This is a genomic window from Actinosynnema pretiosum, assembly GCF_024171695.1.
GTDB lineage: Bacteria > Actinomycetota > Actinomycetes > Mycobacteriales > Pseudonocardiaceae > Actinosynnema > Actinosynnema pretiosum.
In genome coordinates this window covers 1-12,499 of sequence record NZ_JAMTCF010000027.1, presented here as the reverse complement: position 1 = coordinate 12,499, position 12,499 = coordinate 1, and the positions used below count along the sequence as shown (strand labels likewise).

Annotated in this window: 10 protein-coding genes and 1 pseudogene; 8 read left to right on the top strand and 3 right to left on the bottom strand. The window is 75.1% G+C overall.

Going from position 1 to position 12,499, the window contains the following annotated elements:
- Positions 1 to 2 precede the first annotated feature (2 nt).
- The gene (locus LV78_RS36750) at positions 3 to 2,342 is read left to right on the top strand and encodes a hypothetical protein (protein WP_253850754.1); all 2,340 of its coding nucleotides are present in this window, start codon (positions 3 to 5) and stop codon (positions 2,340 to 2,342) included.
- Between the two features lie 244 nt (positions 2,343 to 2,586).
- On the opposite strand, the gene LV78_RS36745 is transcribed toward LV78_RS36750, so the two are convergent.
- Entirely contained in the window at positions 2,587 to 2,730 is a 144-nt protein-coding gene (locus LV78_RS36745) for a hypothetical protein (RefSeq protein WP_253850753.1), read from the bottom strand.
- Between the two features lie 76 nt (positions 2,731 to 2,806).
- On the bottom strand, positions 2,807 to 3,649 hold the full coding sequence (locus LV78_RS36740; protein ID WP_253850751.1) for a DegV family protein: 843 nt from the start codon (positions 3,647 to 3,649) through the stop codon (positions 2,807 to 2,809).
- Between the two features lie 256 nt (positions 3,650 to 3,905).
- Here LV78_RS36740 and LV78_RS36735 point away from each other — a divergent pair, with 256 nt between their 5' ends.
- From LV78_RS36735 to mnmA, 7 genes are all read left to right on the top strand, one after another.
- Complete coding sequence (locus LV78_RS36735; protein ID WP_253850749.1) at positions 3,906 to 4,688, top strand: electron transfer flavoprotein subunit beta/FixA family protein; 783 nt, start codon at positions 3,906 to 3,908, stop codon at positions 4,686 to 4,688.
- 20 nt (positions 4,689 to 4,708) lie between these two features.
- Entirely contained in the window at positions 4,709 to 5,668 is a 960-nt protein-coding gene (locus LV78_RS36730; protein ID WP_253850747.1) for an electron transfer flavoprotein subunit alpha/FixB family protein, read from the top strand.
- Positions 5,669 to 5,892: 224 nt separating this feature from the next.
- Entirely contained in the window at positions 5,893 to 6,663 is a 771-nt protein-coding gene (locus tag LV78_RS36725) for a GNAT family N-acetyltransferase (protein WP_253850745.1), read from the top strand.
- On the top strand, positions 6,663 to 7,646 hold the full coding sequence (locus LV78_RS36720) for a lysophospholipid acyltransferase family protein (RefSeq protein WP_253850743.1): 984 nt from the start codon (positions 6,663 to 6,665) through the stop codon (positions 7,644 to 7,646). Before LV78_RS36725 ends, LV78_RS36720 begins: the two co-directional genes overlap by 1 nt.
- A 127-nt stretch (positions 7,647 to 7,773) precedes the next feature.
- Positions 7,774 to 9,438, top strand: coding sequence for an MFS transporter (locus tag LV78_RS36715; RefSeq protein ID WP_253850741.1), 1,665 nt, complete (start codon positions 7,774 to 7,776; stop codon positions 9,436 to 9,438).
- Positions 9,438 to 10,613, top strand: coding sequence for a cysteine desulfurase family protein (locus tag LV78_RS36710; RefSeq protein WP_253850739.1), 1,176 nt, complete (start codon positions 9,438 to 9,440; stop codon positions 10,611 to 10,613). Before LV78_RS36715 ends, LV78_RS36710 begins: the two co-directional genes overlap by 1 nt.
- Before the next feature lie 5 nt (positions 10,614 to 10,618).
- Positions 10,619 to 11,707, top strand: coding sequence for a tRNA 2-thiouridine(34) synthase MnmA (gene mnmA / locus LV78_RS36705; protein ID WP_253850737.1), 1,089 nt, complete (start codon positions 10,619 to 10,621; stop codon positions 11,705 to 11,707).
- A gap of 537 nt (positions 11,708 to 12,244) precedes the next feature.
- Here the strand turns inward: mnmA and LV78_RS36700 are convergent.
- Positions 12,245 to 12,499 (bottom strand): annotated as a pseudogene (locus tag LV78_RS36700) (IS701 family transposase); the annotation flags it as partial.

Sequence of the window (12,499 nt, the reverse complement as noted above, 5' to 3'; positions counted from 1 at the left end):
TGATGACCGGGGCGGTCGCTTTCGTGTTCGGCCTGTGCATGCTGTCGTTCGCCGCGGGCTGCGTGCTCACGGCGTGGATGCTCAGGCGCGCCGAGGACGTGGAGGAGGAACCCGCCGAGGCGGACGGCTACCGGCCGGACGACCAGGCGGACGCGGCGCGGGAGTCGGGCGGGCGCGCCGAGGCGCAGGCGCCGAGCTTCCCGCCGGACGACTTCGCCACCCGGCCGATCCACCGCAACCCGGTGGTCGGCGTGGTCGGGCGGTGGGGGACCGGCGGGGACGACCCGTGGTCGGACGGCGGCGTCGACGCGGCCGGACCGGGCGCCGCGAGCGGGCCGGGGAAGTCGGGAGCGGCCGACGACGACCCGTGGGAGGACGGCGGGGTCGACGCGGCCGAGGTCCTGCGGGACGGCGCGGCGGACGGCGGTGACCCGCGCGAGCGCCCGGCGACGCCCCCGAAGCCGCTGATGCGGCTGGTGGACATCGCGGACCTGCTGGCGCGGGAGCGGCCCGAGCTGGTCGCCCAGCCGGAACCGGCGGAGGGCGGCGCGGGCGGCGCGACCCCGGCGGAGGACCAGCCCGCCGACGAGGAGGACGCCTTCGCGTCCGAGGAACCCGAGGCGCGGCCCACGACGCGGGCGAGCGGGCTGCGCGTGGTGCCGCTGCACCTGCTGACCGGGCCCGACGCGTCCGACGACGAGCGCGGCCCGGCCGGGACCGGCAAGCCCGCAGGCCGGAACGGCGGCGGGGTGGAGCCGGAGGTGGCGATCGGGGCCGGGTTCGCCGACGCGGACGAGCTGTCGCTGGAGGCCTCCTACCTGGTGTCCAAGCTGTCCGAGCTGGGGTGGGCGGAGGAGGTCGCGCGGGTCGTGGAGGAGGGCCGTGGGCGGGGACCGAGGGAACCGGTCGACCTCACCACGAGCGACCGGACCACGCCGGACCGCGCCGATCCCGCGCCCGGAGGGGCGAAGCGCCCGGTGGCCGAGGGGGCTGCGGCGGACCGGCCGGTGGCTGACCGGACTGAGGCGGACCGGCAGGTGGCCGGGCACCCGGTGGCCGACCGGGAGGTGGCGGGTGACCCGGTGGCGGAGCGCCCGGTGAGCCAGCGCCCTGCGGCGGACCGGCAGGTGGCCGAGCGCCCGGTGGCTGACCGCCCTGCGGCGGACCACCCGGTGGGTGGCCGTTCGGCGGCGGAACGCCCTGAGGACGAGCGCTCGGTGGCCGAGCACCTCGCGGCTGACCGCCCTGCCGCTGATCAACCTACGGCCGACCAGCCGGTGGCCGAGCGTCTTGCGGGTGGCCAGCCTGCGGCCGAGAGCCCCGCTGCGGAGCGGCTTGCTGCCGGGCCGCCGGTGGTTGACCGCCCTGCCGCTGACCAGCCGGTGATCGAGCGTCTTGCGGGTGGCCAGCCTGTGGCTGAGAGCCCCGCTGCGGATCGGCCTGCTGCCGGGCCGCCGGTGGCCGACCGCCCTGCGACCGGCCAGCCGTTGGTCGAGGCGCCTGTGACCGATCACCTCGCGGCTGACCAGCCGGTGGCCGAGCGCGCGGTGGCCGAGCGCTCCGAAGCCGGGAGCCCGGTGCCCGACGCCTCCTCCACCGACCGCCCCGCGCCCGAAGCTTCCTCCGCCGACCACTCCGCGTCCGACCGCCCCTCCGCCAACCGTTCCGCGCCCGATCACCCTGCGGTCGCCCCTGCGGCCCGTGACGCGGCCGAGGGCGAGCCGGACGGCGCGCAGGCCGAGGCCGCCGGTGCGCCGGTCGACGGGGCTGGGGCTGGGGGCAGGGCCGTGGCCGCCGACGCGGCGAAGGCGTCCGCCCCCGAGGCGCTGCCGCACGTCCCCGGCCCCCGCAGCTCCGGGCGGCCCGAGGTTCCGGCGCCCAGGGACGAGGGCGCGGCCGGGGAGCTGGTCGCCGAGCCCGAGGTCGAGTCGCCCGGCGCGGGGAGCCGGGGGTCCGCCCCCGCCCGGTCGGCGGACGGCCTCGTCGCCGAGCCCGAGCCCGACCTGGTGGACGTGCTCGACCTGCCCGACGACCCGGTCGACGCCGACGAGCCGGAGGAGGCCCCGCGCGCGGCCGGGACGATCGCGGGCGCCGCCGAGGCCGACCCGGTCGACGAGCTCGTCGAGCAGCGCAGGTCCGGCGACCTCGCGGACGTCGAGCCGGAGCTGGGCGTCGAGGTCGACAGCAGGGCCGCGCGGTCGGCCGGGGTCCGGCGGCCGGAACCGGGCGACAAACCCGCACCCTCGCCGGTCAGCGCGGCCAGGGAGGGCGGGCGCGAGGTCCCGCCGCAGGGCGGCACGGTCTCGGACGAGCCGGAGGAGCAGGTCCGCAGGCGCACCTAGGCCCGCGCACGACCGAGGGGCCGCGCATGACTAGGCCTGCGCATGACTAGGCCCGCGCACGACCAAGCCCGCGCACGACCGAGGGGCCGCCGGTCGGCGACCCCTCGGGTGCTGCTGGTGAAAAGCCGGTCGTGCTCAAGGAGGGCGGCGCCCCCGGTGGGCGCCGCGTGAAGGGGGCGTGCCGGTGGAGCCCGTTCCCCGTCCGGCCGCGTCCCCGCGACCCAGGCCGGAGCCCGGACCCCGGTCAGCGCTTCTTGAAGCGCCTCAGCACGTCCTGCGCCTTGGCCCGCGTGCGCGGGTCGCGCGCGGCGTTCTTGACCTGGTCGGTGATCCTGCGCCCCTGCGGGCTGCGCGCGAACGCGGTGATCCTGCTGAACAGCGATGCCATGTCCTTCTCCTTCCCCGCACCGTCCAACTTCCCACCCCGTCCAACGGGCAAACCTCCGCTCGGGTTCCGAATCGGGCTAAACCGGCGAAACGGTCACACCGATGGCCCCTGGGCCGACGTGCGCGCCGACCGCCGAGCTGACCGGCGCGAGCATCGCCTGCCGCACCCTCGGCACCCGCGCGCGCAGCTCCTCCAGCACCGCCTGGGCCCGCTCGACCGCGTCGAAGTGCTCCACCGCGACGTCCACCTCGAACTCGCCCGCCCGGCGCACCGCCACGTCCACGACCCGCCGCAGCGCCCGCTCCCCGCCCACGACCCGCTCCAGCGGCACGATCCGCCCGCGCTCCACGGTCAGCAGCGGCTTCACCGCGAACGCCGACCCGAGCAGCGCCGCCGCCGTCCCGACCCGCCCGCCGCGCCGCAGGAACTCCAGCGCGTCCACGTAGATCAGCTCGGTGCACCGCCCGGCCGTGCGCCGCGCCGCGTCCGCGACCCGCGCCGCGTCCCCGCCCGCCCGCGCCGCCGCCGCGGCGGCCAGCACCGCGTACCCCAGGCTCGTGCCCGCCGTCCCGCTGTCGACCACGGTCACCGGCACCCGCGCCTGCGTCGCCGCCTCGCGCGCGGCCTCGAAGGTGCGGGACAGCGCACCCGACATGTGCACCGACACCACGGCCTGCGCGCCCGCCGCCGCCAGGTCGGAGTAGGTCCAGAAGAACGCGCCGGGGTCGGGCGGGGCCGTGCTCACGGGCGTCCCCGCCCGCATCGCGGCCACCAGGTCGGCCACCGGGACGCGGGCCTCGTCGTCCGTCCGGTCGCCGAGCCTGACCTGGATCTGCACGACGCCGATGCCCATCTGGTCGGTGACGCGCTCGGGCAGGCACGCGGCCGAGTCGGTGACGATGGCAACTCTCCGGTACATGCGCCCGACGCTAGCCTGATAGGGGGTTGCCGGGGGTCGCCCCCAACAGCCCCCCAAGGGGTTCCCGGTGAGCAGGGTCACGTCCCGAAGGTGCGGAACGGGCTGCTACTCGTGGGTAACATCGGGGTGGCCGACACCACCGTGCCAACGCGGTGCCGACATGGCAGGGTCACACCGGCAATCCGGCGACCCACGGCTGAAGCACGGTCGCCCAAGTCACGTCCGCCGCCCGTCCGCAGGAGGTCGAAGAGGACCCATGAACATTGTCGTCCTGGTCAAGCAGGTGCCCGACACCTGGTCCGAGCGCAAGCTCAGCGACACCGACCACACCCTCGACCGCGACGCCGCGGACGCCGTGCTCGACGAGATCAACGAGCGCGCCGTCGAGGAGGCGCTGGTCCTCCAGGCCGAGCACGGGGGCGAGGTGACGGTCCTCTCGATGGGTCCCGATCGCGCGACCGACGCCATCCGCAAGGCCCTCTCCATGGGCGCGGACAAGGCGATCCACGTGTCCGACCCCGCGCTGCACGGCTCCGACGCGCTCACCACCGCCAAGGTCCTGGCCAAGGCCCTCGGCACGGTCGAGGGCTTCGACCTCGTCATCGCGGGCAACGAGGCCACCGACGGCCGCGCGGGCGCCGTGCCCGCCATCCTGGCCGAGCTGCTGGGCCTGCCCCAGCTCACGCACGTCCGCAAGGTCACCGTCGAGGGCGGCGTGGTCAAGGCCGTCCGGGAGACCGACGAGGGCGTCGCGCACCTGGAGGCGAGCCTCCCGGCCGTGCTGAGCGTCAACGAGAAGATCAACGAGCCCCGGTACCCGTCCTTCAAGGGCATCATGGCCGCGAAGAAGAAGCCGGTGACCACCCTCACCGCCGCCGACCTCGGTCTCGGCGCGGACGAGGTCGGCGCCGCCGCCGCGTGGACCCAGGTCGTCGAGGCTTCCCCGAAGCCCCCGCGCACCGCCGGTCAGCGCGTCGAGGACGAGGGCGACGGCGGTTCCAAGATCGCCGAGTACCTCGTCGGCCAGAAGCTCATCTGAAGGGGAAGGGGGAACCAAAAATGCCTGAGGTCCTGGTCCTCGTCGACCACGTCGACGGCGAGGTCAAGAAGGTCACCCATGAGCTGCTATCCGCCGCGCGCCGTCTCGGCGACCCGGCCGCGGTGGTGGTCGGATCGCCCGGCGTCACGGGCAAGGTGAAGGACTCCCTGGCCCGCTACGGCGCGGTCAAGGTGTACGCGGTCGAGTCCGCCGACGCGGACGCCCTCCTGGTCACCCCGAAGGTCGACGCGCTGCAGGCCGTCGCCGCCACCGCCGCCCCGGCCGCCGTGCTGGTCTCGGCGACGCTGGAGGGCAAGGAGGTCGCGGGTCGGCTGGCCGTGCGGCTGGGCTCCGGCCTGCTGTACGACGCGGTCGACGTGGCCGCCGACGGCTCCGTGACGCAGTCCGTCTTCGGCGGCGCGTTCGTGGTCAAGGCGAAGTCCACGCAGGGCGTCCCGGTCATCGCCGTGCGCCCCGGCGCCGTCGAGGCCGAGGAGGCCCCGGCCGAGGCGGCCGAGGTCGCCGTCGAGGTGCCCGCCACCGACGCCGCCAAGGTCACCAGGGTGACCGGCCGCGAGGTCCTGGTCGCGGGCGACCGGCCCGAGCTGACCGAGGCGACCGTCGTCGTCGCGGGTGGCCGCGGCGTCGGCAGCGCGGAGAAGTTCGACGTCGTGGAGAAGCTCGCGGACGTGCTCGGCGCGGCCGTCGGCGCCTCCCGCGCGGCGGTCGACTCCGGCTACTACCCGCACCAGTTCCAGGTCGGCCAGACCGGCAAGACGGTGTCGCCGCAGCTGTACATCGCGCTCGGCATCTCCGGCGCGATCCAGCACCGGGCCGGGATGCAGACCTCGAAGACCATCATCGCGGTCAACAAGGACGCCGAGGCCCCGATCTTCGAGATCGCGGACTACGGCGTGGTGGGCGACCTGTTCAACGTCGTCCCGCAGCTGACCGGCGAGGTCGAGAAGCGCAAGGGCTGAGCACCCGCTCCAGCCAGGTCCGAGGGCCGTCCCGCGACGCGGGGCGGCCCTCCGGCTTTCCCCCTGGGATTCCCCGGATCCCGACGAGCGGACCACCGGCGGATTGCCGAGAGGAGTACCCGGTGGAAATGCCGATCACCCCGTCGCGCAATTCATCCGGCTGCCACCGAGGCGTCACCGGAAAAACCTGATAAAGGTCGCCGAGCGCTCGGTACACACGTGCCATGACGCAGCCGCAACTGCTTGTCAGCACCGGGAGCACCGCCGACCGCAGCGCGGGCTACTCCCTCCTGGTCGCCAGGGACGGCGACGAGGTCGTCGCCGCGCAACGCCTGCGGCACCGGGTCTTCGCCGAGGAGATGGGCGCGGCCCTGGCCACCCCCGTCCCCGGCCTCGACATCGATCCCTTCGACGAGTTCTGCGACCACCTCGTGGTCCGCGACGACGCCACCGGCGAGATCGTGGGCACCTACCGGATGCTGCCGCCGGAGCGGGCGCGCGAGGCGGGCGGCCTCTACTCCGACACCGAGTTCGACCTCACCGCGCTCGACGGCCTCCGCCCGCAGATCGTCGAGACCGGCCGGTCCTGCGTGCACCCCGACCACCGCTCCGGCGCGGTCGTCTCCCTGGTGTGGGCCGGGATCGCCCGGTACATGCTGCTGTCCGGGCACTCCTGGCTGGTCGGCTGCGCCTCCGTGCCGCTGGGCGACGGCGGCGCGCACGCGGCGGGCGTGTGGGACCAGGTGTCGGCGAAGAACCTCGCCCCCGAGACCCACCGGGTCGCGCCGCGCTCGCCGTGGGACGTGGACGCGGTCGTCCGAGGCGGCCGGGTCGCGCTGCCGCCGCTGCTCAAGGGCTACCTGCGGCTCGGCGCCTGGGTGTGCGGGCGGCCCGCGCACGACCCGGCGTTCGGCGTGGCGGACCTGCTCGTGCTGCTGTCCATGGAGCGGGTCGACCAGCGGTACCTGAAGTTCTTCCTCGGCGAGGTCGGCTGATGGCCGCGCACGCGTGGATGCCGCTCTCGCCGTGCGGCGAGGGGTGCGTGGCCGAGGGCGCGACGGTCGGCCGCTCCCGCGCGGTGCTGCGGTTCGCCGGGCTGGCGGGCGCGCTCGTCTGCGGGGCGCTCGTGGTCCCGGTCGTGCTGGTGCTGCGCGGGCGGGCGCGGGAGGCGGTGCTGCGCGGGTGGTTCCGGCTGATGGTGCGGGCCTCCGGGGTCGGGGTGCGCGTCGTGGGCGAGCGGCGGTTCCAGGGCACGCCGGGACGCGGGGTGCTGGTGGTCGCCAACCACGTGTCCTGGTTGGACGAGCTGGTCATCGACTCGGTGCAGCCCATCCGGATCGTGGCCAAGCGCGACATCCGGTCGTGGCCGGTGCTCGGCTGGATCATCACCGCCGCGCGGACCGTCTACCTGGACCGGGAGCGGCTGCGGCTGCTGCCGGGGACCGTCGCGGAGCTGACGGCGGCGCTGCGCTCCGGCGCGGCGGTGGGCGTGCACGCGGAGGGGACGACCTGGTGCGGCAGCGAGTCGGGCAGGTTCCGGCCCGCGCTGTTCCAGGCCGCGCTCGACGCCGGTGTCCCGGTGCGCCCGGTGGCGCTGCGGTACCTGCGCGCCGGGGCGGCGACCACGCGGCCCGCGTACGTGGGGGCGGACGGGCTGGTCGACGCGATCTGGCGGGTGGTGCGCACCGGCGGGCTGGTCGTGGAGGTGCACGTGCTGGACGAGATCGCGCCCGGCCGCGCCGCCGACCGCCGGGAGCTGGCGGCGCTGGCGCAGGCGGCCACCGAGCGGGTGCTGCCGCCGGGGACGGCGGTCGGTTCGGGCCACCGGGCCGTCGTGGCGGCGCGGACGCCGGGGATGGTCGCGCCGGGGGTGCCCGCCGGGGTGGTCCTGTCACCGGTGGTGCTGCCGCCGGGCGCCGAGGCGGTCGTCCCACGTCGGGGCAGGAGCGGTCGGCGGCGGCTGAGCCGGAAGGGCTGACCGGGGTGCGGTCCGAGTGGCGGCGGGAAGTCCTCCGCCGCCTCCGGGCGCTGCCGGGAAACCCGCGTTCGCGCGGCTGCCCCGAACGGGAAACCTGGTTGACCTCCAGTGCGGTCGAGGTAGGAACATGGGACGGGTGACCCCACGTGACACCCGACCCGACGGCGACCCGCACGACCTCCCCACCACCGCCCTCGGGGCCGCCGCCGACACGAGCGCCGCCGCGCGCGGAGCCGCAGGGCCGGGTGCCACGTCCGCAGCCATCCCCACCACCGGCGACCGGCCCACCACCGAGGCAGGCGCCACCACCTCCACCTCGGCCACCGAACCCGCCGCCAAGGCGGGCGTCGCCACCGCCCCCACCTCCACCCCCACCTCCACCTCCGCCTCGGCCTCGGCCTCGGCCTCGGCCGCCGAACCGGGCACCACCCCCACCCCCGTCCCCACCCCCGTCCCCGAACCCGGTCTGTGGGCTCCCGAGAACCGGGGCCCGGTCACCGGCATGGTCCTGCTGATCACCCTGCTCGCGTTCGAGGCCATGGGCGTCAGCACCGCGATGCCCCGCATGGTCGCCGACCTCGACGGCCAGGCGTTCTACTCGTGGCCGTTCCTCGGGTTCCAGGCCGCCAGCGTGGTCGCGGTCGTGCTGTCCGGCCGGGTCTGCGACCGGATCGGCCCGCGCCTGCCGCTGCTCGTCGGCCCCGCGCTGTTCGTCGTCGGGCTGGCCGTCGCCGGGATCGCCCAGGACATGGCCCTGCTGATGGCGGGCCGGGTGCTCCAGGGCCTCGGCGCGGGCGCCCAGATCGTGGCCGTCTACGTCCTGATCGGCCTGGTCTACCCCGAGCGCCTGCGCCCCGCCGTGTTCGGCGCGCTGTCCGCCGCCTGGGTGGTGCCCTCGCTGGTCGGGCCCGCCGTCGCGGGCTGGCTCACCGAGAACCTGAGCTGGCGCTGGGTGTTCCTCGGCCTGGTCCCGCTGGTCGCGATCGGGTTCGCGCTGGTCCTGCCGGTGCTGCGCGGTCTGCCCCCGCACCGGGGCGACGAGCCCGCCCGCCGGGGGCTGCCGCTGGCCGCGTTCGGCGCCGGTGGCGGCGTCGCCGGGCTCAGCTGGGCCGCGCAGCACCCCGGCTGGGCCAGCCTCGCGCTCGGGGCCGCCTCGCTGGCCGTCCTCGTCCCGTCGCTGCGCGTCCTGCTGCCCTCGGGCACCCTCACCGCCCGGCGCGGCCTTCCCGTCACGATCCTGGCCAGGGGCCTGCTCGCGGGCACGTTCTTCGCCGTCGAGGCGTTCATCCCGCTCACCCTCACCACCGTGCACGGCTACTCGGCCACCGCCGCGGGCATCCCGCTCACGCTCAGCGCCATCGGCTGGTCCGCCGCGTCCGTGTGGCAGTCCCGCCGCACCGACATCCCGCGCGAGAGCCTGGTCCGCTGGGGCTTCACCGTCAGCGCCGTCGGCATCACCTCCGTGACCCTCATCGCACCGAGCTGGGGACCCGCCTGGCTGACCTCCGTGCTGTGGGGCGTCGCAGGTCTGGGCGTCGGCATGGCCATGTCCAGCCTGAGCGTGCTCACCCTCGCCGCGTCCACCGACTCCGACCGGGGCTTCAACTCCTCGGCCCTGCAGGTGAGCGACATGCTCGGTTCGGCCCTGCTGGTCGGCCTCGGCGGCGTCGTGCTCGCCGCCGCCCCGAACCTCACCGCCGCCGTCATCCCCCTGGACCTGCTCATGGCCTCCCTCGCGGTGCTCGGTGCCGTGCTCACCGGACCGCGCTGCCGGGCTACCCTGGACGACTGATGGCCTACTTCGACCACGCCGCCACGACACCCGTCCTCCCCGAGGCGATCGCGGCGCTGACCGAGGCGTTGTCCCGCACGGGCAACGCCTCGTCGCTGCACACCTCGGGGCGCAGGGCGCGCAGGCTGGTCGAGGAGGCGCGCGAGGACATCGCCGACGCGCTCGGCGCCAAGCCGTCCGAGGTGCTGTTCACCGCAGGCGGCACCGAGAGCGACAACCTGGCCGTCAAGGGCGCCTACTGGGCGCGGCGGCGCGAGGGCCGCAACCGGGTCGTGGCCGGGGCCGTGGAGCACCACGCGGTGCTCGACGCGGTCGACTGGCTGGCCGAGCACGAGGGCGCCGAGGTCACCCTGGTCGAGCCCGACGCGGCCGGGCGGATCACGCCCGACGCGCTGCGGGCGGTGCTGGGCGAGGACGTCGCGCTGGTCACGGCCATGTGGGCGAACAACGAGGTCGGCACGGTCAACCCGGTCGCCGAGCTGTCCGCCGCCGCCGCCGAGTTCGGCGTCCCGCTGCACACCGACGCCGTGCAGGCGGTCGGCTCGGTGCCGGTCTCGTTCGCCGCCAGCGGCGCGGGGGCGCTCACCGTCAGCGGGCACAAGATCGGCGCCCCGTACGGCGTCGGCGCGCTGCTGCTCGGCAGGCAGGTCGGCGTCACCCCGCTGCTGCACGGCGGCGGGCAGGAGCGGGACGTGCGGTCGGGGACGCTGGACGTGCCCGCGATCGCGGCGTTCGCGGTGGCGGTGCGGCACGCGGTGGAGCAGCGGGAGGCGTCGGCGGCCCGGTTGCGGGCGCTGCGGGACCAGCTGGTCGGCGCGGTGCGCGCGGTGGTGCCGGACGTGGTCGTCAACGGCGACCCCGAGGACGGGCTGCCGGGGCACGCGCACCTGACGTTCCCCGGTTGTGAGGGCGACAGCCTGCTGATGCTGCTGGACGCCAAGGGCGTGGAGTGCTCGACCGGCTCGGCCTGCACGGCGGGCGTCGCCCAGCCCAGCCACGTGCTGCTGGCCATGGGCGTCGACCCGGTGCTGGCGCGCGGCTCGCTGCGCTTCACGCTCGGCTGGACCTCGACCGAGGCCGAGGTGCGCGAGCTGGCGGGCGTCATCGGACCGGTCGTGGAGCGGGCCCGCTCGGCGGGCATCGCGGGGATGCGCAGGCACAAGGCGGAGGTGTGACGGGGATGCGGGTGCTCGCGGCGATGAGCGGCGGGGTCGACTCGGCTGTCGCGGCGGCGCGCGCCGTCGAAGCCGGGCACGACGTGACCGGGGTGCACCTGGCGCTGTCGGCGAAGCCGGGGACGCTGCGCACCGGGTCGCGCGGCTGCTGCACGATCGAGGACTCGCACGACGCGAGGCGGGCGGCCGACGTGCTCGGCATCCCGTTCTACGTGTGGGACTTCGCGGAGCGGTTCACCGAGGACGTGGTGGAGGACTTCGTCGCGGAGTACGCGGCGGGCCGCACCCCCAACCCGTGCCTGCGGTGCAACGAGCGGATCAAGTTCGAGGCGCTGCTGGACAAGGCCATCGCGCTCGGCTTCGACGCCGTGTGCACCGGCCACTACGCGCGCCTGGCCACCGTCGATGGCCGCGCGGAGCTGCGGCGCAGCGCCGACGACGGCAAGGACCAGTCGTACGTGCTGGCCTCGCTCACCCACGAGCAGCTGGCGCACGCGATGTTCCCCCTGGGCGGGACGACCAAGGCCGAGGTCCGCGCCGAGGCTGCGCGACGCGGCCTGTCGGTGGCGGCGAAGCCGGACAGCCACGACATCTGCTTCATCCCGGACGGCGACACCCAGGGCTTCCTGACCAAGCGCCTTGGCCAGCGCGCGGGCGTCCTGGTGGACGACGAGACCGGCGCCGTGCTGGGCGCGCACGTGGGCGTGCACGGCTTCACGGTCGGCCAGCGCAAGGGCCTGGGCATCGACGCCCCGGCCCCGGACGGCCGCCCCCGCTACGTCCTGTCCCTGGAGCCGGTGTCCGGCACCGTCCGAGTGGGCGCGGCGGAGAAGCTGGCCGTCCGCGAGATCGTGGCGGTCCGCCCGGTGTCGCGCGTGGACTGGACCGGCCCGGTGGAGTGCGTGGCCCAGGTCCGGGCCCACGGCGGCACCGCCCCCGCGATCGCGGAGCTGGTGGGCGACGACTTGGTGGTCCACCTGCGCGAGCCCCTGTCGGGCGTGGCGCCGGGCCAGGCGGTGGCGGTCTACCGCGAGGATCCGGAGGCCGGCGACCTGGTGCTGGCCAGCGCGACGATCGAGCGAACCGCCTCCTAACCACCACAGCGCAAGCCACCCGCCTCGCGGGCTGCGGGGCGAGCGCAGCGAGCCCGCAGCCACCCAATCCCGCGTCCCTCGTCTCCGTTTGGCCTGGCGAAGCCCGAGCACGCTCGTCAAGATGCCGCCGCACTACCCGGCAGACCGCACAGTCATCCGGCGTCTTGACGAGTGTGCTTGCCTGAAAGGAGGCCAAACGGAGACGAGGGACCCCGACCACCGCAGTAGTTGTCCGTAAACCGGACCACCGCCCCAACGGCCACCGGCCGGCAGAGCTCGTCCCTCTCGTTTTTGGAGGCCTGCCCCGCCGGCGAGGCGAGCTCTTCAGCTCTTGACTTTCAGCTCTTCGCTCTTGGCTCTTCCCGCTTGGCCCTTAACACGACAACGACAGGTTGTGATAAGGGTGATGTCGTAATCGGCTTTGCTGCGCCTTGAGCTGACTCGACCGCCGTCTGATCGACCATCCGACTACGTGCTCAACACAATGAACGATCGGTTCGGCAAGTCGGTTGAACAAGCGCCGCACCTCGTTGACGGTCAGAGGAAGCCCTGTCGCCCCCGAGAATCCGGGCCCCCTTTTTTCGCGGCATCCCGCGTGATGACCAGGTAGGCCATGGCCGCCATCGACAACGTGACATGCCGATACCACGCCCGATAACCACGAACCTGGTAGTGGTCGAGCCCTGTCTCGTTCTTCGCGGTCTGGAAGCACTCCTCGACCGCCCACCGCGCCCCCGCGACCCGAACCAACTCCGCGAGCGAAGTCCCCGCCGGACCGAAACACACGTAGTA

Bases quoted from the DNA above. Each gene is read 5' to 3' on its own strand.
- LV78_RS36750 (WP_253850754.1), top strand. From the start codon at position 3: ATGACCGGGGCGGTCGCTTTCGTGTTCGGCCTGTGCATGCTGTCGTTC.
- LV78_RS36745 (WP_253850753.1), bottom strand. From the start codon at position 2,730: ATGGCATCGCTGTTCAGCAGGATCACCGCGTTCGCGCGCAGCCCGCAG.
- LV78_RS36740 (WP_253850751.1), bottom strand. From the start codon at position 3,649: ATGTACCGGAGAGTTGCCATCGTCACCGACTCGGCCGCGTGCCTGCCC.
- LV78_RS36735 (WP_253850749.1), top strand. From the start codon at position 3,906: ATGAACATTGTCGTCCTGGTCAAGCAGGTGCCCGACACCTGGTCCGAG.
- LV78_RS36730 (WP_253850747.1), top strand. From the start codon at position 4,709: ATGCCTGAGGTCCTGGTCCTCGTCGACCACGTCGACGGCGAGGTCAAG.
- LV78_RS36725 (WP_253850745.1), top strand. From the start codon at position 5,893: ATGACGCAGCCGCAACTGCTTGTCAGCACCGGGAGCACCGCCGACCGC.
- LV78_RS36720 (WP_253850743.1), top strand. From the start codon at position 6,663: ATGGCCGCGCACGCGTGGATGCCGCTCTCGCCGTGCGGCGAGGGGTGC.
- LV78_RS36715 (WP_253850741.1), top strand. From the start codon at position 7,774: ATGGGACGGGTGACCCCACGTGACACCCGACCCGACGGCGACCCGCAC.
- LV78_RS36710 (WP_253850739.1), top strand. From the start codon at position 9,438: ATGGCCTACTTCGACCACGCCGCCACGACACCCGTCCTCCCCGAGGCG.
- mnmA (WP_253850737.1), top strand. From the start codon at position 10,619: ATGCGGGTGCTCGCGGCGATGAGCGGCGGGGTCGACTCGGCTGTCGCG.